Below are 23,336 nucleotides of genomic sequence, written 5' to 3'. Positions count from 1 at the left end.
CAGTAGTAAATGGTTGATGAGATACAGACCGGAAATTGACGGTCTCCGCGCGGTGGCGGTGGTTCCGGTCATCCTGTTCCACGCAGGGATGGATGTCTTTTCCGGCGGCTATGTCGGGGTCGACGTGTTCTTCGTGCTCAGCGGCTATCTGATTTCAGGCATAATCCTTGATGATCTGGAGCGCGGGCGTTTCAGCCTGCTGCGCTTCTATGAACGCCGGGCAAGGCGCATCCTTCCCGCGCTTTTCCTGACCCTCGCCATCTGCTGTGTTCTGGCATGGATGTGGTTGCTGCCGCGCGACATGAAGGATTTCTCGCAAAGCGTCGCCGCGAGCGCGCTTTTTGTTTCGAACCTGCTGTTCCTGCGTGAGAGCGCTTACTTCGACATCGAATCCGACCTCAAGCCGCTGCTTCATACCTGGAGCCTGTCGATTGAAGAGCAATATTATCTGCTGTTCCCGCTTCTCTTCGGGTTTCTGTTCCGGCGCTTTCGCGGCGCCCTGTTGCCTGCCATTACGGGAATTCTGCTGATCGGCTTTATCTGGTCAGTATGGCAAAGCGTCGCCAGTCCGCAGCGCGCCTACTTCCTGCTGACCACGCGCGCATGGGAGCTGATGGGAGGGGTGCTGGCCATGCTGATCCTGACCCGGCACCCGCCGAAGGTTTCACCTCGTCTGGCGCGCTTTCTGGCATTGGCTGGGCTGATCCTGGTCATCGGGGCGGTGTTTACCTTTGATGAGGGCACGCTTTTTCCCGGCCCCTTCGCGCTGATCCCGGTGGCGGGCACGATGCTGGTCGTGATCTTCGCGACATCTGACACGGGGATCGGCCGCGCTCTCGCGTCAGGTCCGCTCGTTCTGATCGGGCTGATAAGCTACAGCGCCTATCTGTTCCACCAGCCGATGCTGGCGTTCCTGCGCTATATGAGCGTTGACGAACCGGGGCTGGCCAACAGAACCTTGCTGGTCATGGCGGTCTTTCCGCTGGCCTGGATTAGTTGGAAATATGTCGAGACACCGTTTCGTGGCGGCCAGGGCATCCCGACACCCGCAATCCTCGGCGCCTCCGTTGCCGGGCTTTGCTGCTTCGCGATTCTCGGCGGCATCGGCAATCAGCGTGACGGCTATCTACGCTTTGACATGACGCCCGACGAAGCGGTGATGCTGCATTCACTTGAACGCAGTGGACTGGGCGATTGCGCCGATATCAGGGCCTGCCTGACCCCGCCGCCGCTATCGGAAGACGTGCTGCTGATCGGCGATTCAAACGCTTTTCACTTTTCGGCCCCGCTGGCAGAGGCGCTGGCGCGTCAGGACAGGCGCCTCATCAGCCTGACGCGGGGGGGATGCTTCCCGTCTGACAGGGCCCGGCGGCATAACCGCCCCGATGCGGTGAACGAGGCATGTCGCGCGCATTATCGCGCACTTTTCGACTATATACGCGGCGACTGGCCAAAGCCTTCGACGGTGCTGCTTTCGGCGGCATGGGCGAGTTACTTCTATGGAAGTGACTATTTCAGGGGCAATCCCGCTCAACGAACCCCTTACCCCGATGCGCGGGTTTCGCTGATCGACGCAGAGCAGGTTGATGACGTATTCCGCAGGCGCACGATCCGCGACGAGATCACAGCCCTGCTGACGCTGCTGTCGCAGAAATTTAGCCACGTCTGTGTCGTCGGTCCGCTGCCCCTGTTGACCAATGATTTTCACGGCGGCGTTCCCGCGCTGCTGGCAGGGATCGAAGGCGTCAGCGAGCGTGACTTCCTGTCGGAAACGGACGAGCTACTGCAGGCATTCGCGGCCGAAAACCTGCCGCCGCATGTGCGCGTCCTGTTTCCGCACCAGCGCATCTGCCGGTCAGGCATCTGCGAGACGCAGCGCGACGGGCGCTATCTTTATGCCGACAGCGCACATATCAGCGATTACGGCGCGCGCTCCGTCTTCGCCGAGATGTTTGCAGGCGATCCGGCCTGCCTGGGTGCAGGCGACGAAGAATAGGGCTTAGTCCAGAAAGGCGGCCACTGCGTCAGCGACACGCTTCGGTTCCTCGGCATGCAGCCAGTGCCCGCAATTCGGGATATATTGCAGCTCGGCCTGCGGGAAATAATCGCGGATCGCGTCGGCCCTTGCGCCGGGGCTGGCGTAATCCGATTCCCCGCCCGCAAGAAACAGCGCCGGTCCTTCGAATGCGCGCTTCGGCAGCCCGTCGGGCCATCCCGTCAGCAGCGCCATCTGGTCGCTCAGCACTGGCAGGTTAAGTTTCCATCGCGGCGGATCGGCCTTCAGATCAAGGCTCTGCAGAAGAAAGGCGCGGACGCCCGGTTCGTCCACATGCTGCGCCAATCGCTTGTCGGCCTCGGATCGCAGGCGCAGGCCATCAAGATCGAGGGCCAGCATCGCATCGACATATTCCTGCTGCGAATGGCTGTAGCCGAAGGGCGCAATGTCCAGAACCGCAAGCCGGCGCACCATCTCGGGTCTGCTCAGCGCCAGGACCATCGCGGCCTTGCCACCCATCGAATGGCCGACAATATCGGCCACGCCGCCATGCGCCTTTATCACCTCGGCCAGATCGCCTGCCAATGCGGGATAGGAATGATCGGGATCGTGTGGCGAGTCGCCGTGGTTACGCATGTCCACCGCGATGACCTTGCGGCCGCCGTCCAGCCGCCTTTCCAGCCCGCCAAGGTTTTTTGCGGACCCGAAAAGCCCGTGAACCAGAACCACGGGCGGCAGGCCGTGATCTTCCCCTGAAATGATCGTGTTCAGCATCATGGCGGCAGCTTAGCCGGGCTGGATCGCCGCCGCCAGCCCGTCTATGATCCGCCTTGGACGGATTGGGAAACGTATGACGCCACTGAATGTAAGAAGCTGGGCCGAGGAGGTCGCCGTTCTGATGGCCACCCGTCTTGGCGGCACGCGCCGGGGCGAGGTCGTCGATCTCGATACCATGTTGCGCCGTCGGGGCGGGGCGCTGCCGCGTAAGCTGTACAAGAAGGCGGTGATCCTGCGTGATGCCGAGACGATCACCAATGCCCCGAAAATCGCGCGGCAAACCGATTTTAGCGATGCGGCGCAGGCGCATGCCGATCTTGTCGCCTATCTGAAGCCCTTCGGTCGCGTGACCCGGATGCAGGAAAAGGCGACCAATTTCGCGGCTTCGGTGGTTTTCGGTTTGCTGATGCTGGGCATCGCGATCATCTGGGTTCTGGTCTGGCAGGACTATCTATAGCCCGGCTTCTCTTTGCCCGTGCAATCGGTTAAGACGCGCGCTTGCAAAGGAACGCGACATGGCTGAACCCAAGAAGCTTTTCATAAAGACTTACGGCTGTCAGATGAATGTCTATGACAGCTCGCGCATGGCCGAGGCGATGGGCGCGGACGGATATGTCCTGACCGAGGATCAGGCCGAGGCCGATATGGTCCTGCTGAACACCTGCCATATTCGCGAAAAGGCGGCTGAAAAGCTGTATTCCGACTTGGGCCGGCTGAAACCCTTCAAGGCCGAAAAGCCGGACCTGAAGATTGCCGTCGCGGGCTGCGTCGCGCAGGCCGAGGGCGAGGAGATCGTGAACCGGATGCCGCTGGTGGATATGGTCGTCGGCCCGCAAAGCTATCACAAGCTGCCGGCCATGGCGCGCGGCGAAGGTCCGCGTGTGCTGACCGAATTCCCGGAAGAAGACAAGTTCGACCATCTGCCAAAGGCACGGGCCACCCGCCGCGCGCCGACGGCATTTCTGACCGTGCAGGAGGGCTGCGACAAGTTCTGTGCCTTTTGTGTCGTGCCCTATACGCGCAGTGCAGAAGTCAGCCGCCCGGTCGAGCGCATCCTGTCCGAGGCGCGCGACCTGGTCGAGCGCGGCGTGCGCGAGATCACGCTGCTTGGTCAGAACGTCAATGGCTGGCACGGGGCAGGGGCTGACGGTCGCGAATGGCATTTCGGGCGGCTGATCCGCGCCGTCGCTGAAATCGACGGGCTGGACCGCATCCGCTATACGACCAGCCACCCCAACGACATGACCGACGATCTGATCGAGGCGCATGGCAATGAACCCAAGCTGATGCCCTATCTGCATCTGCCCGTGCAGTCGGGCAGCGACCGGGTTCTGAAGGCGATGAACCGCAAGCATACGGCAGCAGAATATCTGCACCTGATTGACCGCATCCGCGCCGCGCGCCCGGACATCATGCTGACCTCGGATTTCATCGCGGGCTTTCCCGGCGAAACCGATCAGGATCACCGCGACACGCTGAAGCTGATTGAGGATGTGGGCTACGGCACTGCCTTCAGCTTCAAATATTCGCCGCGACCGGGGACGCCCGCCGCAGGCCGGGAAGAGGTGCCATCCGATGTCGCCGATGCGCGTCTGCAGGAAATGCAGGCGCTGCTGTCGCGCCAGCAGAAGGCGGCGCAGGAGAGCATGATCGGGCGCAGACTTGGCGTGCTGTTCGAAAAACCGGGCCGCCAGACGGGCCAGATGATCGGCAAATCCGACTACCTGCATTCGGTCTTTGTCGATGCCCCCGATGCGCAGGTGGGCGAACTGGTCGAGGTCGAGATCACGCATTCCGCGCCGAACTCGCTGGCCGGGAGGCTTCTGTGATGCCGGTCTGGGCGTGGCTTGGCGGTGCGATTCTGCTGGAGGTGATCGGCACAATCGCGTTGCAGCAATCGGCGCAATTCTCGCGAACTGTGCCGACGCTTGTCATGGCGCTGTGCTATGGGTTTTCTTTCTATGCGCTGTCGGTCGTCGTGCGCTCGATGCCGGTGGGCGTGGTCTATGCGATCTGGTCGGGAACCGGCATCGCGCTGATCTCGCTTATCGGGGTCGTGTTCCTGAACCAGCATCTCGATCGCGCCGCACTTGCCGGGATTGGACTGATCACAGCGGGCGTCGTGGTCATCAACATGTTCTCGGGGGCAGGCCCCCACTGACGGCAGGTGCTCAGCGGTCGCCGCGATTGCCGTCAATGGTGGTTTTTTCCGCGCCGGGCTTTTCGGCAACGCGCATCTTTTCGGAAAACACCGGCGATGCTGTTTCGGCGGGCTTTTCAATCTCGGCTGGCTGAGGCTTCGCGGTCTCGGTCCCAGGGGCAGAAACTGTCGCCGTTGAAGCAGGCGCTTTCGCAGCGGCGGGCAGGGCAGGGGCCGCCGGTCGGTCGTCTGCGTGCACCCGCACCGGGCGGCGGAAGATCAGCAGGTTGTGAAACAGCGTCGTGCGACCGGTCAGGCCACTGCGCTCTTCTGAGGGCAGGGTTTCCGTCCGAAGATATTCCCAGCCATCCGCCGCCATGCGGTTGATCTCGTCTGTCAGGGTCAGCGCATAGCGTTCGGCCGGCGTCTTTGCGGATTTCGCTTTCTCGCTGCGAATGGGCGCAGGGGTGGCAGTGTATTCAAAGCGGGACAAAGGCAGTTCCTTCTTCACGGTTGCGCAAGGATAGGCTGGCGCGAACCGCCATTCCAGTCCCCGCAGGCGAATTTCCTTCTGCTTTCTGCGGCAAGCCGCCTATGATCCGGGGATCAGCTGCGGAGGACAAGATGAACGGCACGCTCTACACATCCGAAAACTGGCCGCCGCTGTCATACGAGGATTTCGCGCCGACGCAGCGTTTGCTGCACATGATCCTTCAGGTCATGGGCAAGCTGAAACTGGCCGAGCCTTTCCACGCCCAATGGGCAGAGGTCATCCTGGAGCTTTCTGCGCGCGGGTTGACCACCGGACCGATCCCCTACGCCCAAGGCGTCTATGAGGTCCGACTGGATTGTATCGCACATCGGTTACACTGGGACAGCAGCACCGGCGAAACGGGCGAAATCACGCTTGGTCCCACATCGGTCGCGGCCGTGACGACCGAACTCCTCTCGCAACTGAATAATGCTGGCATCCCGGCCCGGATTGACATGATGCCGCAGGAAGTCCCGGACAAAACGCCCTTCGACAAGGACAAGACCGAACGGCCCTATGACCGCGCACTGGTCAACGCCTGGTGGCGCATCCTTCTCAGCGTTCAGCGCGTTTTGTTCAGGTTTCAGGGCCGCTTTGCCGGAAAGACGCAGCCGATCGGACTGATGTGGGGGACGATGGATATTCGCCTGCCTCTTTATAGCGGCAGGCCTGCGAAACCTGCGCCCGATGCGGGTTTCATCAGGCGAAATGCGATGAATGCTGAACTGATGGAGATGGGCTGGTGGTCGGGTGATCCCTCGCATGCCCAACCGGCCTTCTATGCCTTCACCTATCCGGAACCGAAAGGGATCGGGCAGGAAAAGATCGCGCCCGATGCGGCCGGCTGGTCAGCCAAGATGGACGAGTTCGTACTGGACTATGACGCGCTGCGCCGGCTTCCCGACCCCGATGCCGCGCTTATGTCCTTCTGGGAGACGACATATGACGCAGGTGCCAGAACAGGCAATTGGCCGAAGGAACTGCTGGGCAGCGGGAAGCCGTCGTAACCTGCGGGTGATCCAACGTCCGGCATCCCCGGACGATCCTCACTGCGCGCGGCACCCGCCACGCCGTGGCGTCAAAGCCCCAGCTTCTTTGCCACCAATTCGTTCACCGCAGCCGGGTTGGCCTTGCCGCCCGTAGCCTTCAGCACCTGACCGACGAACCAACCGGCAAGCTTCGGGTTGGCCTTGGCCTTTTCGACCTGCGCCGGGTTGGCGGCGATGATTTCATCAACCGCGGCTTCGATCGCGCCCAGATCGGTGACCTGTTTCATTCCGCGCGCCTCGACGATCTCCGCCGGCTCGCCACCTTCCGTCCAGACGATTTCGAACAGGTCTTTGGCGATCTTGCCGGAAATATCGCCCTTGGCGATCAGGTCGATGATGCCGCCCAGTTGCGCAGCGCTGATCGGAGAGGTTTCGACCGTCAGTCCTTCCTTGTTCAACCGACCGAACAATTCGTTGATGACCCAGTTCGCGGCCATCTTGCCGTCGCGTCCGCCGGCCACCGCCTCGAAATAGTCGGCATTTTCGACTTCTGCGGTCAGGACGCCCGCGTCATATTCGGACAGTCCCATTTCCTTCACGAAGCGGGCTTTCTTGGCATCGGGCAGTTCTGGCATCGCCGCGCCGATCTGATCGACCCATGCCTGCTCGATCTCCAGCGGCAGCAGGTCGGGATCGGGGAAATAGCGGTAATCATGCGCTTCCTCCTTCGACCGCATGGACCGGGTTTCGCCCTTGTCTGGGTCATACAGGCGCGTTTCCTGCACGATCTTGCCGCCGTCTTCGATAATGCCAATCTGGCGGCGGGCCTCGTATTCGATGGCCTGCTGGATGAACCGCAGCGAGTTCATGTTCTTGATCTCGCACCGGGTTCCCAGCACGCCGAAATCGCCGGTTTCCATGAACCGTTCATAATCTCCGGGCTTGCAGACGCTGACATTCACGTCCGCGCGCAGGTTGCCGTTCTGCATATTGCCGTCGCAGGTGCCCAGATAGCGCATGATCTGGCGCAGCTTCGACACATAGGCCGCCGCCTCTTCCGGGCCGCGAATGTCGGGGCGGCTGACGATTTCCATCAGCGCGACGCCGGTGCGGTTGAAATCGACAAAGGACATGTTCGGGTCCATGTCATGGATCGACTTGCCGGCGTCCTGTTCCAGATGGATACGTTCGATCCGGACACGGCGCGCCACGCCCGGTCCCATATCGACGATGATTTCGCCCTCGCCCACGATGGGGTGATACAACTGGCTGATCTGATAGCCCTGCGGCAGGTCAGGATAGAAATAGTTTTTGCGGTCGAACGCGCTGAACAGGTTGATCGCCGCTTTCAGGCCAAGCCCGGTCTTGACCGCCTGCGCCACGCAGAATTCATTGATGACCGGCAGCATGCCCGGCATCGCGGCATCGACGAAAGCAACATTGCTGTTCGGTTCTGCCCCGAAGGTGGTCGAGGCCCCGGAAAACAGTTTCGCGTTGCTGCTGACCTGCGCATGCACCTCCAGCCCGATGACCAGTTCCCAATCCGACGTGGCACCGGCGATGCGCTTGGGTTCGGGCGTGGCAAATTCGAGATGGTCGAGCATGGCGTCTATCCTGTCTTGTCGTCCGGGGTTCTATGCCGGGCGGGCCGCACGGGCAAGGGCCGAGGCAACGCGGCTAAGGATCAGCGCAGCTTCAGAATCCGTGCGATGTCGTCCAACGCTTCACGCTGCTTGTCGTTTAGTCCGCCCCTGCGGCCGCCAACCTCGCTGAGGACGGGCAAAAGGGTTTGGAATGCAGCATGGTCCAGCTTTGCCAGTCGCTTGGTGATCCGTGTTATGGCGGGCTGCGGCCCCTGACATTCGTTCATCAGCCAGCGGCCAAGGACCATCATTTCATCAATATCGTCATGCTTGATGCCCAGACGGCTGCCAAGCGTGTTGGCAAGCGCGGTCAGATCCTCGCGTGCCGGCATGCCGCCCAGTTCCAGGAAGGCCACGGCAATTGCAGTGATGGCAAGGTTCGGCTCGTCGATGCCTTCGACAGGATGCGCATTGGCGCGGCGGCGAAAGCCAAATCGGCGCGGCGCATTGACCAGATCGCCGGCGATATTTCCGATCTCGCGGGCGGCTTCACGGGCCATGTTGAAGCGCCAGTACCAGACACCGGCCGCGCTCAGGATGCCCAAAATCACAAAAAGCATGACGCTCCCCAACTCTTTACCAAAAACGGGTATGCAGATGCGAAACTATCAGCTAGCGCATCGGCAAAGACAATAACGTCAGCGTGGATGATGCGTAAATTCGTTAAACTGGCCATTCTGGCCACAACAGTTGCAGTCGCAGGCTGCGACAGTGCCAATATCGGAAAGTCGGCGGTCGATGCGCCGACGCTTTCCGCGAACAAGCCGGGCCTTGCGGGCCGCGCCGTTGCGGCCCTTCCGGGAACCGCGCCCTTGCCCGATATGCGATGGGACGGCCGTCAGAATGACGAGGCCTGGACCCGCGCGACGCTGGCCGCGCTGAATGCCGAAGGGGCGGTGCTGATGTCGCGGGTGCCGTCGGATGTCATGGAATACTGTCCGGGCTATGCCAGCCAGACGACCGAAAACCGCCGTGCGTTCTGGGCCGGCCTTCTGTCGGCCGTGGCCAAGCATGAAAGCAGCCACAATGCGGCCGCGCGCGGTGCGGGCGGGCGCTATCTTGGCCTGATGCAGATTTCGCCTGCCACGGCGCGCAATTTCGGTTGCGGAGGCTCGCTGCTGGACGGCCGGGCGAACATGGCCTGTGCGGTGCGTATTGCCGCCACCCAGATCGGGCGTGACAACGCGATTGCCGGCTCGTCCAAGGGGGGCTGGCGTGGGGTCGCGCGGGACTGGATGCCGCTGCGCAACAGCGCGAAACGCGCCGAAATCGCAGCGTGGACCCGCTCTCAAAGCTATTGCCGGTGATGAAGCGGGGCGCCTGAGCGCCCCAGCCCTTAACGCAGTGCCGAAAGGATGCGCGCCCAGCTTCGCGCGCCCTTGGCGAAGCTTTCGACGTCATATTTTTCGTTCGGGGAATGGATGCGGTCATCGTCGCGGCCAAAGCCTATCAGCATCGCGTCCATCCCGAGGATGCGCTTGAAGTCGCCGGCGATGGGAATCGATCCACCCATGCCGATATAAACCGCCTCGCGGTTCCATTCCTCGGACAGCGCCTGTTTCGCGGCCTCGAATGCGGGGTCTGACAGATCCATGACCGCCGCCGGAGAGCCGCCATGTTCATGGAATTCGACCCGGCAATCGGCGGGGATGAAGCTTTCGACATGGGCGCGGAACGCGGTGCGGATTTTCTCGGGGTCCTGCGTGCCGGTCAGCCGGAAGCTGACCTTGGCGCGGGCCTCGGCGGGAAGGACGGTCTTGAAGCCGTCGCCGGTATATCCGCCCGTGATCCCGTTGATTTCGGCCGTGGGCTGGTTCCAGACCATTTCCAGCGGCATGCGGCCCTTTTCGCCGACAGGATGTTTCAGCCCGACGCGCGACAGGAACTCTTCCGCATCGAAATCCAGCGCCTCCCAGTCGCGGCGCAGATCGTCCGACAGTTCCTGCACGCCGTCATAAAAGCCGGGCAGGGTGACGCGACCGTTTTCATCCTTCAGCGCGGCAAGCGCGTCGCACAGGATCTGGATCGGATTCGCCGCCAGCCCGCCGAAACTGCCCGAATGCAGGTCCTGATTGGCGGCGTGGACAACGATTTCCTCGCCCACAAGCCCGCGCAACTGGCTGGAAATCGCCGGCCGCCCATCCGCCGACATCCCGGTATCGCAGATCAGGGCAAGCGACTGCGACAACTCGTCACGGTTCGCCTCCAGGAACGGGATCAACGAGGGAGAGCCGGATTCCTCCTCGCCCTCGAACAGCAGGGTCAGGCCTGACGGCAATTCGCCATGTACATCCTTCCACGCCCGGCATGCTTCGACAAAGGTCATCAACTGGCCCTTGTCGTCCGACGCCCCGCGCCCCCGGATTACCTTTCCGTTCGGCGTATCCTCGATCGCCGGATCGAAGGGCGGACGGTTCCAGAGGTTCAGCGGATCGACCGGCTGCACGTCGTAGTGACCATAGAAAAGCAGCGTTCTTTCAGTGCCTTTCGGGGTCGAGGCCACGACCATCGGATGACCCGTCGTCGGTCGCACATCGGCGCTGAAACCGAGGTCGCGCAGTTCATTCGCCAGCCAGTTCGCGGCCTCGGCGACATCATCGTCATGGGCTGGATCGGTCGAGATCGAGGGGATGCGCAGAAACCCCATAAGCCGGTCGAGCGCGGCAGGGAGATCGGCATCAAGGCGGTTCAGGACGTCATCAGTTTTCTGGTCGGCCATCTTTTCTGACTATTTTTATTGGGATTAACCCGTGGAAACCTCACGACAAAAAGGGAAGTTTGCCCTGTAACTCGGCGCATTTGACCCTTATCAATGTCGCACGCATATTGATCTGACATGATCGCACCCAGCAAGCAAGGCAAGGGACCCCGCGATGAATTACGACGCCGCTCTCGATCTGGCGATTGGCAAGCTTCATGAAGAAGGACGCTATCGCACATTCATCGACATCGAACGTCGCAAGGGTGCCTTCCCGCATGCCATGTGGACCCGTCCTGACGGGACTGAACAGGAAATCACGGTCTGGTGCGGCAATGACTATCTGGGCATGGGTCAGCATCCTGCGGTGCTGTCGGCGATGCACGAGGCGCTGGATGCGACCGGCGCAGGGTCCGGCGGCACGCGCAACATTTCGGGCACCACCGTCTATCACAAACGGCTTGAGGCGGAACTTGCCGACCTTCACAAGAAGGAATCGGCACTCGTCTTTTCAAGCGCTTACATTGCGAATGATGCGACGCTCTCGACGCTGCGCAAGCTGTTTCCGGGACTCATTATCTATTCGGACGAACTCAACCACGCCTCGATGATCGAAGGCATCAAGCGGTTCGACGGTGCCAAGCGGATTTTCCGTCATAACGACGTGGCGCACCTGCGCGAATTGCTGGAGGCCGACGACCCGGACGCGCCAAAGCTGATCGCCTTCGAATCGATTTATTCGATGGACGGCGATTTCGGCCCCATTGCGGCGATCTGCGATCTTGCGGATGAATTCAGTGCGCTGACCTATCTGGACGAGGTTCACGCGGTCGGGATGTACGGGCCGCGTGGCGGCGGGGTTGCGGAACGCGACGGGCTATCCGCGCGGATCGACATTTTCAACGGCACGCTCGGCAAGGCATTCGGCGTTTTTGGCGGATACATCGCTGCAAGCGCGAAGATGGTCGATGCGATCCGCAGCTATGCGCCAGGTTTCATCTTCACCACCTCGCTTCCGCCCGCGGTGGCGGCGGGGGCGGCCGCCTCGATCGCGTTTCTGAAGACCGCAGAGGGGCAAAAGCTGCGTGACATGCAGCAGTTGCACGCCCGGATCCTGAAAATGCGGCTGAAGGGGCTGGGCATGCCGATCATAGATCACGGCAGCCATATCGTGCCTGTGCATGTCGGTAATCCGGTCCATTGCAAGGCCCTTTCCGACATGCTGCTGCGGGATTTCGGCATCTATGTCCAGCCGATTAACTTCCCGACCGTCCCGCGTGGCACCGAACGCCTGCGTTTCACGCCTTCTCCCGTGCATACGCCCGATCAGATCGACGCGTTGGTGCGCGGCATGGATGCGCTCTGGGCACAGTGCAAACTGAATCGCTCGGTTGCTGTAGCGTAACAGCAGTTCGGGGTGATCCTCTCTCGCGTCTGTGATAACCTTCTCTTAACTAAGTTATGCAAAGTTGCGATTCGCGCGACTTGCTTCGGGGCAGAGTATATAGGACAGGCGTGAATGATCGGGCTGCCGGCTAAATCTTCGCCACAGCATGAACCCGGACCTGATTCCGGGGTCGAGGACTATGATTCGCCGCTCGGCGATATCATGCGGGGTGAGCGTGCGACTTTGGGTAAGTCGCTGCTGGATGTTCAGCGAGAGCTGCGCATCCGGGCAAGCTATATCGCCGCCATCGAGAACTGCGACATTTCCGCCTTTGACGCACCCAGCTTCATCTCTGGCTATGTGCGGTCCTATGCGCGCTATCTTCGTATGGACCCGGATTGGGTGTTTCGCAGATTCTGCGCCGAATCTGGCTTTGAGCCGACCCACGGCATGGCGGCATCCGCGTCCGGTCCCAAGCCGCAGCGTCGTCCCTCGGACCCGGCAGAGGCGCTGGCAAACCCGCGCGCGCTGTTCATCCCGCAGCCTGAACCCTTCTGGTCGTCGGTCGAGCCGCGGGCAGTCGGATCGCTTTTCGTGCTGATCGCGCTGGTGGCGGGGCTGGGTTATGGCGGTTGGTCGGTCCTGCAGGAATTGCAGAAAGTTAATCTGACGCCGGGGGATCAGGTTCCCGGTGTAACCGCTTCGCTTGACCCGGCCGAACCGGCGGCCCAGCCGGTCTCGGACGAGACTGATGATCTTGCCGTCAACCTGCCGCAACCCGAAGGCATCGACCGGATCTATCGCCCGCAGGTTCTGGAAGTCCCGGTTCTGACGGCGCGTGACAGCCCGATCGCCTCCATCGATCCTGAACTTCCCTCGCCAGAGGCGGTTGCCTCGGCGGCAGAGGTGGCCGGGCAGGGTACGGCGACGGTGGTTCCGGCAGGCGCGGTAAATGGGGCACTTCAGACGGTGTCGGGCGGCCCAACGCGGCTGCTGGCACGCGGCACGGACTATGGGCCGCAACTGCCCGCCGATCAGCTTGCTGTGCGGACCGTCGCGCCCGACGCGCCGGAGCTTGAACTTGTCGCGGTGCGTCCGGCCTGGGTGCGCGTAACCTCTGCTGATGGGACCGTCTTGCTGGAAAAGACCATGGATGCGGGCGAGCGCTTCGCGATGCCGAAGCTTGAATCGCCGCCGGTGCTGCGTGCAGGGAACTCCGGCGCTGTCTATTTCATGGTCAATGGCCGCACTTACGGTCCGGCAGCGCCCGGCGCGCAGGTCGTCAAGAATGTTGAACTGTCCCCGTCAAGCCTCACCTCGCGCTATGCATTTGCGGATCTGTCGAAGGACGAAGACCTGAAAAAGCTGGTCGCGGTGGCCTCGGCCGATCCTGCGCTTATGCAGGGTGACACGGGCGACGCGCAGCCGATCCCGCTTCGTCAGGACTGATCGCACGGGCTGATCGTCCGCACCTGACAGCGCGCCAGTTTCCATCCGTTCGATGATATCTGACAACCGCGTGCGGGGCAGCGCGCGGTTGCGCTTGTCCTGTCATCGGCGTAGCAAGTGCTGGCGTACAGGATAATTCACTCATGCAGGTAAAGGCCCCGATTTTCGCCGGTCAGGTGCGGTATCCCGACGATCTGCCAAGCTGCGATCAGTGCCCGATCCGTGACCGGGCGATCTGCGCGCATTGCGAGGCGGACGATCTGACGCGGCTGGAGGCGACGAAATATTATCGCCGCTGCGAGGCCGGGCAGGTGATCGCCCTGATGGGCGAGCCGATGGATTTCGTGGCATCCGTCGTTGATGGGGTGGCAAGCCTGACCCAGACGCTGGAAGATGGGCGCACGCAGATGGTCGGCCTGTTGCTGCCAAGTGATTTTCTGGGCCGACCGGGGCGCGATTGCGCGGGATATACGGTCACAGCGGCAACCTCGATGCAGCTTTGCTGCTTCCGGCGCAAGCCTTTCGAGGTGATGCTGGCCTGCAATCCCCGCCTGACGACGCGGCTTCTGGAAATGACCCTGGACGAGTTGGACGCGGCGCGCGAATGGATGCTGCTTCTGGGCCGCAAGACCGCCCGCGAGAAGATCGCGTCGTTCCTTGTCATCCTCGCGCGGCGTGGTGCGGCGGTAAACTTTGCCCGGCCGGGCCAGTCCCTGAGCCTGTCCTTGCCGCTGACACGCGAGGCGATGGCTGACTATCTGGGCCTGACGCTGGAAACGGTCAGCCGCCAGATATCGGCGCTGCGACGTGACGGGGTGATCCGGCTTTCGGGCAATCGCGACGTGGACGTGCCAGATTACGCCCGCCTTCTGGCCGAAAGCGGCGGCGATCGCGACAGCGCGCGGGCTTAACGGTCCTTCCAGCGTTCGCGATTGGCTTCGATCGCGGCAATGCGACGATCCAGCGCAGGATGCGACAAAAGCCATGCCGGCGCGTTGGCCCGGCGTCCGCCGGTAAGTTTTTCAAGCTTGCGAAAAAGCGAGATCTGGGGCGCCGCCCCGATCCCCGATTTGACCATCAGCGCGGTCGCGAAACGGTCAGCCTCGAACTCGTCCTTCTGCGACAGGCGCGCGACCATCGCCGCCAGCATCAGGTTGATGAGCCATGGGCCGACAAAGGGCAGAAAGCGCCCGATGGTGACAAGAAGCACCGAACGCAGCACGTTCTGGCCGGCAAAGTCGATCATCCGCCGCTTGCTGTGGCCATGCGCGACATGGCCCAACTCATGCGCGACGACGCCGGTGATTTCTTCGGGCGTGACCTCGCCATTCTCCATGCGTTCCAGAAAGCCGCGCGTGATGAAGATGCGCCCATCGGGTGCCGCCAGCCCGTTTATCGCCGGAATTTCATAGATATGCGCCCGGATGCGCGGCAGATCCATTGCCGCGCCAAGCCGGTCGAGAAGCGGGTTCAGTCGCGCATCGTCAAGGGGTGTCGAACGCTCGTTCAGGTCCTGCTTCATGCGCCACGCCGAAAAGAACCAGATGGCAAAGCCATAGGCGATCAGCAACAGCAGGGGCAGAAACTTCAACATGGCATCTATATGGTGGGCCTGTGCATCCGACGCCAGAGCCAGCGCGCAAGAAGGAACAGCGTCATCGCGCAGGCAACGGCGGCAAGCGCCTTGATTTCGGCCGCATCGCTGTTGCGAAACTGGCGTCCGAAGACATGGCCGATCCCAAGATGCAGCGCCGCCCAGATCACTTCGCCGCCAAGCGAGGCCGCCGCAAAGCCCGGCAGCGCCACACCAGATGCGCCGGCGACGTAATTCGTGGGCGGCCCAAGCGGTGTCACCAGCCAGCGCGACAGGAAAATCGCCATGAGCCCCCGCCGCGCCATGAACTCGCGCGCCTTGCGCATCACCGTGGCAAAGCGCGCCCCGCGACCGGCAAAGCGTGGCGATAAACGACGCGAGAGCGAGAACGCGGTCAGGTCGCCAAGGAACGCGCCGCCAATCGCCCCGGCGGCGGCAAGCGACAGAAAATCATGCCCGGTCCCGCTAAGCGCCCCTGCGCTGATAAGCAGAAGCGAGGTCGGCACCGGCACCATCATGCAGGACAGGAATGCCGAGATCGCCAGCAGCCAAGGCCCCCAGCTGGGCAGCAGCCTCAGAAGCTCCTGCGTCATCCCAGAACCCGCATCGCCTGCGACAGACCTTCCAGCGTCAGCGGCATCATGCGGGACTCGAAAATGTCGCCGATCATCCGGATGGATTGGGTATAGCGCCAATGTTTCTGCGGAACCGGGTTCAGCCAGACGTGATCGGGCCATGTCTCGGCGGCGCGGCGAAGCCAAAGCTCGCCGGGTTCGGGGTTCCAATGCTCGTTCGCGCCACCCGGCACCGCGATCTCATAGGGCGACATCGAGGCGTCTCCCACGAAGATGCACTTATAGTCGCGCCCGAAGCGATGCAGGATGTCCCAGGTCGGTGTCGTTTCGTTCCAGCGACGCCGCGAGTCCTTCCAGACGCTTTCGTAAAGGCAGTTGTGGAAGAAGTAATGCTCCATATGCTTGAACTCTGCCCGCGCGGCGCTGAACAATTCATCGACGATGCGGATATGGTCGTCCATGCTGCCGCCGACATCCAGAAACAGCAGCACCTTTACGGCGTTCCGCCGCTCTGGTCTGGTCTGCACGTCGATATAGCCGTGATCGGCGGTCGCGCGTATCGTGGCGGGCAGGTCCAGCTCCTCGGCGGCACCGTGGCGCGCCCATTGCCGCAGCCGCTTCAGGGCGACCTTGATATTGCGGGTACCCAGCTCGACACTGTCGTCGAAATCGCGGAATTCGCGCTTGTCCCAGACCTTCACCGCGCGCCTGTGGCGGCTTTCGCTTTGCCCGATGCGCACGCCTTCGGGGTTATACCCATAGGCACCGAAGGGTGAGGTGCCCGCCGTGCCGACCCATTTGCTGCCGCCCTGATGGCGTCCCTGCTGTTCGGCCAGCCGTTCGCGCAGCTTTTCCATCAGCGCCTCGAAGCTGCCGGTCTTTTCGATCTCGGCCTTCTCGGCATCGCTCAGCAGCTTCTCGGCCAGCTTTTCCAGCCATTCCCGCGGCAGTTCGACCTGATCCAGAAGCGCCTCGACCGGCACCTGTTCAAGGCCGGAAAAGGCTTCGGCGAAGGCGCGGTCGAAGCGGTCCAGATGGCGCTCATCCTTGACCAGAGAGATGCGCGCGAAATGATAGAACTCGTCGACATGCCACCCCGTGACCCCGGCATCCAGACCGGCCAGCAGGTCAAGATATTCCCGAAGGCTGACCGGCACGCCGTGGCGGCGCAGGCTGTCGAGAAGCGGACGGAACATCAGGCCATGCGGGCGATGATGAGTGTGGCGAAAAGGCCCAGCAGGCCGAGCGCCAGCATATGCGCCAGCGCCCATTGCACGCGGTCCTTCTGGTCGCCACCTATCCGGCCCGCGCGCACCCAGCCAAGCGCGAAGCCGATTACAGCACAGGCGATGACGATCATTGCGAACTCTCCGTCGGGGCGGTGGTATCCGGCACGGCTGGCAGCGACGTGTCGGGCTGCAGGGCCGTCTGGCCGTCCTGCGGCATTTCCCCGGCCTCCGATTCGGTCGGCAGCTGTGGCGTCAGGTTGTCCTCGGCCGAGGCGGCCTCAGGGGGTGCCGCTGAGGTGTCTTGCGCCACCCCGGTATCCGCAGCACCGGGCGCAGTTGCGCCTTGCGGTGACGAGGTTTCCCCGGCGGGGTCGCTGAAGCGGTTCTGGTCCCATTCGCCCGACGCGACTTGACCCGTGGCATAGTGCATGACGCCCTGACCCTGCCGTTTCCCGGCGGCGAAATGGCCGGTATAGGTGTCGCCCGTATCGTATTGCGCGGTGCCCTCGCCGTCGATTTCTCCGGCTTTCCAGCCGCCTTCATAGATGAAGCCCGCAGGCGTCGTCAGCTTGCCCTGACCTTCGCGCAGCCCATCGACGAATTCGCCGGTATAGACGGTTCCGTCCGGATAGGTCGCCTGACCGCGCCCGACACGCTGCCCGTCTTTCCATTGCCCGTTATACACATAGCCATCGGGGTAGGTCATGCGCCCCTGACCGTCGATGCGTGCATCGCGGAAGCTGCCCTCATAGACCATGCCGTTGCTGTAGGATGCGCGACCCTGACCCTGGATCACGCCGGCGCGCCAATCGCCTTCATAGCTTGCGCCGTCGGTATAGGTGATCTTGCCGGTTCCCTCGGGCTGGTCGGCGGCCATCTCGCCCTCATAGACAGACCCGTCGGGATATGTGACGCGGCCCTGTCCCTGCATCTGTCCTGCGGCCCACTGGCCCTGATAGACATAGCCATCGGTGCCGGTGAATGTGCCGGTGCCGTCGCGCTTGTCGTCGCGGAACTGGCCCTCGTAGATGTCGCCGTTGGCATAGGTGGCGCGACCTTCGCCTTCGCGTTTGCCGCCGCGCATCTGGCCTTCGTAGCGGTCGCCTGACTGGTGCGTGACCTCGCCCCGGCCCGACATCTGCCCGGCTTCCCACGTCCCGTCATAAATAAGCCCATCCGGCATTGTCAGCTTGCCCCGACCCGCGCGCTGCCCCGCCAGCATCTGGCCTTCATAGATCGCGCCGTCCGGATAGGTGATTTTCGCCTGGCCCTCTTTCGCGCCATTCACCCAGTCGCCTTCGTAGCGATAGCCGCTTGGCTGTGTCAGCAGGCCCCTGCCGTGATGCATGGCGTTCTGGAATCCACCTTCATAAACCGCGCCATTGGCGTATTTCGCGACGCCCTGGCCGGTAATCAGACCTTCGACCCAGTCGCCTTCATATGTGCCGCCATCGGCATAGGTGATCTTGCCGGTGCCATTCGGTTTGCCCTTCGCGAAAGAGCCTTCATAGACGGACCCGTCGGGAAAGCGCGCGCGGCCCTGACCGACGATCTCGCCCTCGACCCAGTCGCCTTCATATTCATAGCCGGAGGGAAGCGTGTACTTGCCGCGCCCGTGCTGAAGCCCGCCGCGGAACGTGCCTTCGTACACGCCGCCATCGTCATATTGCTTGGTCACAACGCCAGAGGTCGCGCCGCCCTGCGGAGTCTGCGCAGGCGTGCCCGTATTGTTGTCCGGGGTCGTCTCCTGCGTGACCGTCGGCACCGTTGCCGCAGGTTGCCTGACCTGCGCCGCTGCCGGTCCTGCCATTACCAATACTGCCGCTGTAAGCGCTGCCTTCATGCCCGCCTCCGTTCTTTGCCCCATCGTTTAGCCGATGCGGAACCGCAGCGCAAAGCCTGCCGTTCCCCTTCGCCGCCCGCTGCGTTATGGCTGGCGCAAGGATTTGAGGATTTTACCATGACCGACAGCATCCGCATCACGCTCGCCCAACTGAACCCGACGCTCGGCGACCTGGAAGGCAACGCCGCAAAGGCCCGTTCCGCATGGGAAAAGGGCAAGGCGGCGGGGGCGGCCATCGTCTATCTGCCGGAAATGTTCATCACCGGCTATCAAACGCAGGACCTCGTTCTGAAAAAGGGTTTCGTCGATCACGCGGTCAGCCAGGTCGAGGCGCTGGCACGCCAATGCGCCGACGGGCCCGCCCTTGCCATCGGCACGCCTTGGGGCAACGAGGGCAAGCTCTATAACGCCTATTTCATCTGCGAAGGCGGCGAGATCACCGCGCGCATCCTGAAACACGAACTGCCGCATAAACAGCTTTTCGACGAGATGCGCCTGTTTGACGAAGGCCCGATCTCTGGCCCTTACTGCATCGGTGGTGTGCGCATCGGCAGCCCGATCTGCGAGGATAGCTGGTGGCCGGACGTGGCCGAGGCGCTGGAGGAATCCGGCGCAGAGATTCTGGTTGTGCCGAACGGCTCGCCCTATCACCGCAACAAGCTGGACCTGCGCATGGGCCATATGGTCGCCCGCGTCGTCGAAAACCGCCTGCCGCTTGTCTATCTGAACTCGGTCGGCGGGCAGGACGATCAGATCTATGACGGGGCCAGCTTCGTTCTAAACCCCGGCCCGGATGGCGGCGCGGAAAAGGTCGTGCAATTCGCGCCATTTGACGAGGTGATCGACCATATCGACTTTACCCGCACCCCCGATGGCTGGCGCGCCGCACCCGGCCAGATGGCCGAACAGCCCGATGAATGGGAACAGGATTATCGGGCCATGATGACCGGCCTGCGCGACTATCTGCGCAAGAACGGTTTCCGCAAGGTTTTGCTGGGCATGTCCGGCGGCATCGATTCGGCGCTGGTTGCAACGATTGCCGCAGATGCGGTCGGGCCGGAAAATGTCCGCTGCGTGATGCTGCCTTCGGAATACACTTCGCAGGCCAGTCTGGACGATGCCGCCGACGCCGCCACCCGCCTTGGCGTCCGTCTGGACACGGTCCGGATCGACGGTGCCCGCGACGCGGTCGAAGACGCGCTTGCCCATCTGATGGAGGGCACCAAGCCCGACGTGACCGAGGAAAACATCCAGTCACGCCTGCGCGGCCTGATGCTGATGGCCATCTCGAACAAACATGGAGAGATGCTGCTGACCACCGGCAACAAATCCGAGGTCGCCGTGGGTTACGCCACCATCTATGGCGACATGGCCGGCGGCTATAACCCGATCAAGGATCTCTATAAAACCCGCGTGTTTGAAACCTGCCGCTGGCGCAACGCCAATCATCGCGGCTGGATGATGGGCAAAACCGGAGAGGTGATCCCGCCGCAGATCATCACCAAACCCCCAAGCGCAGAGCTGCGCCCGGATCAGAAGGACAGCGATTCGCTGCCGCCCTATGACGTGCTGGACCAGATTCTGTTCGGGCTTGTGGAAGAGGATCTTTCGCTCAAAGACCTCGTCGCCAGGGGGTTCGACGCCGAAACCGTCAAACGCGTGGAATGGCTGCTGTATAACAGCGAATGGAAACGCTATCAGGCCGCGCCCGGTCCGCGCATCTCGACCAAGGCATTCTGGCTTGATCGCCGGTATCCGCTGGTCAATCGCTGGCGGGACGAGCTTTAGGGCGAATCTCTGATCATTCCTTTCCGGGATCAGGCATAAAAATAAGGCCGGGCGTCGTCCCGGCCTTAGAAATGGTGGGTCATGTCGCGCGCCTCAGTTCAGGGCGTCGATCTGATGCGGCATCAGCACGTGCCACCAACGGCGCGCCTTCGGTTTGACCTGCTCGCGGACCAGATCCGAATACTGACCGCCATAAACCGCGAAATATCCAAGCATCTCATTATCCTTTCCACTTTCTACACGGTCAGGATATGGGCATTTGTCATGCGCTAACAATGCGCGTTTCGACAATGCCGCATTGCAATTGCTGCAATGCGGCATTGGTCATTGTCAGACCGTCAGGTCGCGGGCTGCGCAGTCATCCGGTTTTTGCTGCGCAGGTCGAAAACACCGTAGGCGGCGACGACAAGGAAACAAAGGCCCGGCACGATATACGAGAAGGCGGCCCCCTGCGCGTCCATCACGGCCCCATGAACAAGCGGCATCAGCGCGCCGCCAAGAATGGCCATGACCAGCCCAGCGGCGCCGAACTTGGTGTCGTCGCCAAGCCCGTGCAGCGCGATGCCGTAGATGGTTGGAAACATCAGCGACAATGTGGCGGAGATTGACACCACCGCCCAGACCCCGGCGATATTCGGGCTGCTCATCGCGAACAGGCACAGCGCCGTGCCGCAAAGCGCCATCAGCGTCAGAAGCATCGCGGGCCGCAGATAACCCATCAGCCAGACCATGACGAAGCGTGAAACCAGAAAGATGATGAGGCTCGCCTGAAGATACCAGCCAGCATCTGCCTCGGTTCCGCCGATCGCGTCCTGCACATACTGGATCGTGAAGGTCCAGACGCATGTCTGCGCCGCGACGTTGAAAAATTGAGCAATCACGCCAAAGCGATAGTGCCGGTTCTTCAGAAGCCTGCTTAGGGTTGCGCCGAAATGGACCTCGTGGCCCTCTGCGGTCATCTCGCGCTTGGTGGGCATCGGGATCAGGGCAATCGCGATCCAGATCACGACAAGAACGCAGGCAAAGCCGACATAGGGTGTCATGACCGCGCTCAGCTCCTCGACCTGGATCGCGCGCAGGGCATCGGGGGCCATGGCGGCGCGTTCGGCCTCGGTCGCGGGGTTCAGGCGGGGCAGGATCAGGGTCGCCGCCAGAAACACGCCGATATTGGTGCCGACAGGATTGAATGCCTGCGCAAAGTTCAGTCGGCGGGTGGCGTTATGTTCCGGCCCCATCGAGATCACAAAGGGATTGGCCGAGGTTTCCAGGATCGACAGGCCGCCCGCCAGCATGAACAGCGCCATCAGGAAGAAGCCGAAGGTCATCGCCTGCGAGGCAGGATAGAACAGAAATGCCCCGCAGATCGCACAGCCAAGCCCGACCAGAACGCCGGTCTTGTAAGAGAAACGCCGGTTGATGAAAGCCGCCGGCAGGGCGAGGCAGAAATAGGCGCCATAGTACGAAAACTGCACGAAGGACGCTTGCAGCGTGCTCATCGAAAAGATCTTCGAAAAGACCTTCACAAGCGGATCGGTCATGTTCGCGGCGATGCCCCAGGCGGCGAAACACGTGACCAGCAGGATGAACGGCAGACGCATGCCGTCATAGAGATATTTCGACTTCTCGGCCATAATCGCTCTCCTCCTCAAATGTCTGTATTGTTTGGCCAGTCTTCCCCGACGTAAAGCCGGAAATTATGCTGTCCTTTTACAGGTCTGACGCATTCGCGCGACAAGCCGCCGGTCAGTGCCGCTTGACCTTACGGCGTTAAATCCTCATATGCGCGTTCACGCGGATGGCCGGGTGACCGCGGGGGCACGCCCCCGAGGAAAGTCCGGACTCCATGAGGCAACGGTGCCGGGTAACGCCCGGCGGGGGTAACCCCAGGGAAAGCGCAACAGAGAACAGACCGCCTGTGCCAGTCACAGGTAAGGGTGAAACGGTGGGGTAAGAGCCCACCGGGGGGCTGGCAACAGACCCCGCATGGCAAGCCCCACCGGGAGCAATGCCGAATAGGGACCTCGTGCCGGCAACGGCAGCGCCGCCTTGCGCCAGAAGGTCCGGGTTGGCAGCTTGACGCACGCAGTAATGCGCTGCGCAGAGGAATGGTCATCCAGAGGGGCAACCCTTGGACAGAATCCGGCTTACAGGCCATCCGCGTGTTTTATGCCGGCCCTATTTCTCAGCCATGCCGTTCGCGACTGTCGGCAGGCGCCTGATCGCGCGGCGTCATTCCGTAGTCGCGGATGACATGGGCCACCCGCAGCCGGTAATCGGCCAATACCCCGCCGCGCCCTTCGGCCTGCGCCTCTCGGTGGCCGGCGGTATTGCGCCAGGCCATCACCGCCGCCTCATCCTCAAAGAAGGACAGCGACAGGTAACGGCCCCGTGTCGCAAGGCTTTCAAAGCGCTCGACCGAGATGAAACCGGGGATGCGCTCCAGTTCCGGTCTCAGGCTGGCGGCGAGGTCGAAATATCGCTCGGGTTGTGCGGGTTCCAGCTCGAATATCACGGCAATCATGTGTCTGCTCCATGTGGGGCAGAGACGAGTTTCAGGAAGGTCCGGTCCTCGCGCAACAGGAATTTCTCGCGCTGCGCGAAAGCATAATTTTCCTGTCCGAGCGGATCGGCGGTGAGGCGGGCGCGATACGCCTCGTAACCGGCCAGACTGTCGATGTGATAGATGCCTTACGCCA

23 protein-coding genes, 1 other RNA gene and 1 pseudogene are annotated in these 23,336 nt (G+C 62.1%); 11 read left to right on the top strand and 14 right to left on the bottom strand.

Translation table 11 applies throughout. From position 1 onward, the window contains the following. Window positions 1–16: 16 nt before the first annotated feature. A complete protein-coding gene (locus tag FQV27_RS03310; RefSeq protein ID WP_186827198.1) occupies window positions 17–1,996 on the top strand; it encodes an acyltransferase family protein in 1,980 nt (659 codons plus the stop codon). Between the two features lie 3 nt (window positions 1,997–1,999). Here FQV27_RS03310 and FQV27_RS03305 read toward each other — a convergent pair whose 3' ends face one another. Beyond that, complete coding sequence (locus tag FQV27_RS03305) at window positions 2,000–2,773, bottom strand: alpha/beta fold hydrolase (protein WP_147096372.1); 774 nt, start codon at window positions 2,771–2,773, stop codon at window positions 2,000–2,002. 73 nt (window positions 2,774–2,846) lie between these two features. Here FQV27_RS03305 and FQV27_RS03300 point away from each other — a divergent pair, with 73 nt between their 5' ends. From FQV27_RS03300 to FQV27_RS03290, 3 genes are read left to right on the top strand one after another with little or no spacing between them, the layout of a single operon-like run. Then, on the top strand, window positions 2,847–3,230 hold the full coding sequence (locus FQV27_RS03300) for a hypothetical protein (protein WP_147096371.1): 384 nt from the start codon (window positions 2,847–2,849) through the stop codon (window positions 3,228–3,230). Between the two features lie 58 nt (window positions 3,231–3,288). After that, window positions 3,289–4,602: a tRNA (N6-isopentenyl adenosine(37)-C2)-methylthiotransferase MiaB gene (miaB, locus tag FQV27_RS03295; protein WP_147096370.1), complete on the top strand. Its 1,314-nt coding sequence runs from the start codon at window positions 3,289–3,291 to the stop codon at window positions 4,600–4,602. Further along, window positions 4,602–4,934, top strand: coding sequence for a DMT family transporter (locus FQV27_RS03290; RefSeq protein WP_147096369.1), 333 nt, complete (start codon window positions 4,602–4,604; stop codon window positions 4,932–4,934). Before miaB ends, FQV27_RS03290 begins: the two co-directional genes overlap by 1 nt. Window positions 4,935–4,944: 10 nt before the next feature. Here FQV27_RS03290 and FQV27_RS03285 read toward each other — a convergent pair whose 3' ends face one another. After that, the gene (locus FQV27_RS03285) at window positions 4,945–5,406 is read right to left on the bottom strand and encodes a DUF4177 domain-containing protein (RefSeq protein ID WP_147096368.1); all 462 of its coding nucleotides are present in this window, start codon (window positions 5,404–5,406) and stop codon (window positions 4,945–4,947) included. Between the two features lie 131 nt (window positions 5,407–5,537). Here FQV27_RS03285 and FQV27_RS03280 point away from each other — a divergent pair, with 131 nt between their 5' ends. Next, window positions 5,538–6,452 carry a DUF5996 family protein gene (locus FQV27_RS03280; RefSeq protein ID WP_147096367.1) on the top strand — a complete coding sequence of 305 codons (915 nt, stop codon included), beginning with the start codon at window positions 5,538–5,540 and terminating at the stop codon, window positions 6,450–6,452. A gap of 71 nt (window positions 6,453–6,523) precedes the next feature. Here FQV27_RS03280 and gatB read toward each other — a convergent pair whose 3' ends face one another. Both gatB and FQV27_RS18815 read right to left on the bottom strand, forming a co-directional pair. Then, window positions 6,524–8,038, bottom strand: a complete 1,515-nt coding sequence (gene gatB / locus FQV27_RS03275; protein WP_147096366.1) for an Asp-tRNA(Asn)/Glu-tRNA(Gln) amidotransferase subunit GatB — start codon at window positions 8,036–8,038, stop codon at window positions 6,524–6,526. Window positions 8,039–8,118: 80 nt separating this feature from the next. After that, window positions 8,119–8,637, bottom strand: a complete 519-nt coding sequence (locus FQV27_RS18815; RefSeq protein ID WP_186827197.1) for a hypothetical protein — start codon at window positions 8,635–8,637, stop codon at window positions 8,119–8,121. Window positions 8,638–8,727: 90 nt separating this feature from the next. On the opposite strand from FQV27_RS18815, the gene FQV27_RS18810 reads away from it, so the two are divergent. Further along, window positions 8,728–9,384, top strand: coding sequence for a lytic transglycosylase domain-containing protein (locus FQV27_RS18810; protein WP_186827196.1), 657 nt, complete (start codon window positions 8,728–8,730; stop codon window positions 9,382–9,384). 29 nt (window positions 9,385–9,413) lie between these two features. Here the strand turns inward: FQV27_RS18810 and FQV27_RS03265 are convergent, their stop codons facing one another. After that, the gene (locus tag FQV27_RS03265) at window positions 9,414–10,796 is read right to left on the bottom strand and encodes a dipeptidase (RefSeq protein ID WP_147096364.1); all 1,383 of its coding nucleotides are present in this window, start codon (window positions 10,794–10,796) and stop codon (window positions 9,414–9,416) included. Window positions 10,797–10,950: 154 nt separating this feature from the next. On the opposite strand from FQV27_RS03265, the gene hemA reads away from it, so the two are divergent. From hemA to fnrL, 3 genes are all read left to right on the top strand, one after another. Then, window positions 10,951–12,180, top strand: coding sequence for a 5-aminolevulinate synthase (gene hemA, locus FQV27_RS03260; RefSeq protein ID WP_147096363.1), 1,230 nt, complete (start codon window positions 10,951–10,953; stop codon window positions 12,178–12,180). Between the two features lie 114 nt (window positions 12,181–12,294). Beyond that, a complete protein-coding gene (locus tag FQV27_RS03255) occupies window positions 12,295–13,611 on the top strand; it encodes a helix-turn-helix domain-containing protein (RefSeq protein ID WP_246132982.1) in 1,317 nt (438 codons plus the stop codon). Window positions 13,612–13,754: 143 nt separating this feature from the next. Then, a complete protein-coding gene (gene fnrL, locus FQV27_RS03250; RefSeq protein WP_147096362.1) occupies window positions 13,755–14,522 on the top strand; it encodes a transcriptional regulator FnrL in 768 nt (255 codons plus the stop codon). Here fnrL and FQV27_RS03245 read toward each other — a convergent pair. Genes FQV27_RS03245 through FQV27_RS03230 form a run of 5 tightly spaced genes read right to left on the bottom strand, consistent with a single transcriptional unit; the run spans window position 14,519 to window position 18,852 of the window. Beyond that, on the bottom strand, window positions 14,519–15,205 hold the full coding sequence (locus FQV27_RS03245) for a M48 family metallopeptidase (RefSeq protein WP_147096361.1): 687 nt from the start codon (window positions 15,203–15,205) through the stop codon (window positions 14,519–14,521). The two genes, fnrL and FQV27_RS03245, sit on opposite strands and share 4 nt — an antisense overlap. Before the next feature lie 5 nt (window positions 15,206–15,210). Further along, entirely contained in the window at window positions 15,211–15,798 is a 588-nt protein-coding gene (locus tag FQV27_RS03240) for a DedA family protein (RefSeq protein WP_147096360.1), read from the bottom strand. After that, window positions 15,795–16,976, bottom strand: coding sequence for a vWA domain-containing protein (locus FQV27_RS03235; protein WP_147096359.1), 1,182 nt, complete (start codon window positions 16,974–16,976; stop codon window positions 15,795–15,797). Before FQV27_RS03235 ends, FQV27_RS03240 begins: the two co-directional genes overlap by 4 nt. Further along, on the bottom strand, window positions 16,976–17,140 hold the full coding sequence (locus FQV27_RS18805; RefSeq protein WP_186827195.1) for a hypothetical protein: 165 nt from the start codon (window positions 17,138–17,140) through the stop codon (window positions 16,976–16,978). Before FQV27_RS18805 ends, FQV27_RS03235 begins: the two co-directional genes overlap by 1 nt. Continuing rightward, window positions 17,137–18,852 (bottom strand): MORN repeat-containing protein, encoded by a 1,716-nt coding sequence (locus tag FQV27_RS03230; RefSeq protein ID WP_246132981.1) that lies wholly within the window; start codon window positions 18,850–18,852, stop codon window positions 17,137–17,139. Before FQV27_RS03230 ends, FQV27_RS18805 begins: the two co-directional genes overlap by 4 nt. A 117-nt stretch (window positions 18,853–18,969) precedes the next feature. Here FQV27_RS03230 and FQV27_RS03225 point away from each other — a divergent pair, with 117 nt between their 5' ends. Next, on the top strand, window positions 18,970–20,640 hold the full coding sequence (locus FQV27_RS03225; protein WP_147096358.1) for an NAD+ synthase: 1,671 nt from the start codon (window positions 18,970–18,972) through the stop codon (window positions 20,638–20,640). A 93-nt stretch (window positions 20,641–20,733) separates the two neighbouring features. On the opposite strand, the gene FQV27_RS19245 is transcribed toward FQV27_RS03225, so the two are convergent. Together FQV27_RS19245 and fucP are read right to left on the bottom strand one after the other, a co-directional pair. After that, window positions 20,734–20,856: a hypothetical protein gene (locus FQV27_RS19245; RefSeq protein WP_281290013.1), complete on the bottom strand. Its 123-nt coding sequence runs from the start codon at window positions 20,854–20,856 to the stop codon at window positions 20,734–20,736. Between the two features lie 122 nt (window positions 20,857–20,978). Then, window positions 20,979–22,271 carry an L-fucose:H+ symporter permease gene (gene fucP / locus FQV27_RS03220; protein ID WP_147096357.1) on the bottom strand — a complete coding sequence of 431 codons (1,293 nt, stop codon included), beginning with the start codon at window positions 22,269–22,271 and terminating at the stop codon, window positions 20,979–20,981. Window positions 22,272–22,431: 160 nt separating this feature from the next. Here fucP and rnpB point away from each other — a divergent pair. After that, window positions 22,432–22,803: RNase P RNA component class A (gene rnpB, locus FQV27_RS03215), an RNA gene on the top strand. Between the two features lie 19 nt (window positions 22,804–22,822). On the opposite strand, the gene FQV27_RS03210 is transcribed toward rnpB, so the two are convergent. Together FQV27_RS03210 and FQV27_RS03205 are read right to left on the bottom strand one after the other, a co-directional pair. Then, window positions 22,823–23,161 carry an antibiotic biosynthesis monooxygenase family protein gene (locus tag FQV27_RS03210; protein ID WP_147096356.1) on the bottom strand — a complete coding sequence of 113 codons (339 nt, stop codon included), beginning with the start codon at window positions 23,159–23,161 and terminating at the stop codon, window positions 22,823–22,825. Next, window positions 23,158–23,328 (bottom strand): annotated as a pseudogene (locus tag FQV27_RS03205) (NIPSNAP family protein); the annotation flags it as partial. The pseudogene FQV27_RS03205 and the gene FQV27_RS03210, both read right to left, overlap by 4 nt. Window positions 23,329–23,336 lie beyond the last annotated feature (8 nt).

The organism is Paracoccus aurantiacus, assembly GCF_007993065.1.
GTDB lineage: Bacteria > Pseudomonadota > Alphaproteobacteria > Rhodobacterales > Rhodobacteraceae > Paracoccus > Paracoccus aurantiacus.
This window is presented reverse-complemented; position numbering and strand designations above follow the sequence as displayed.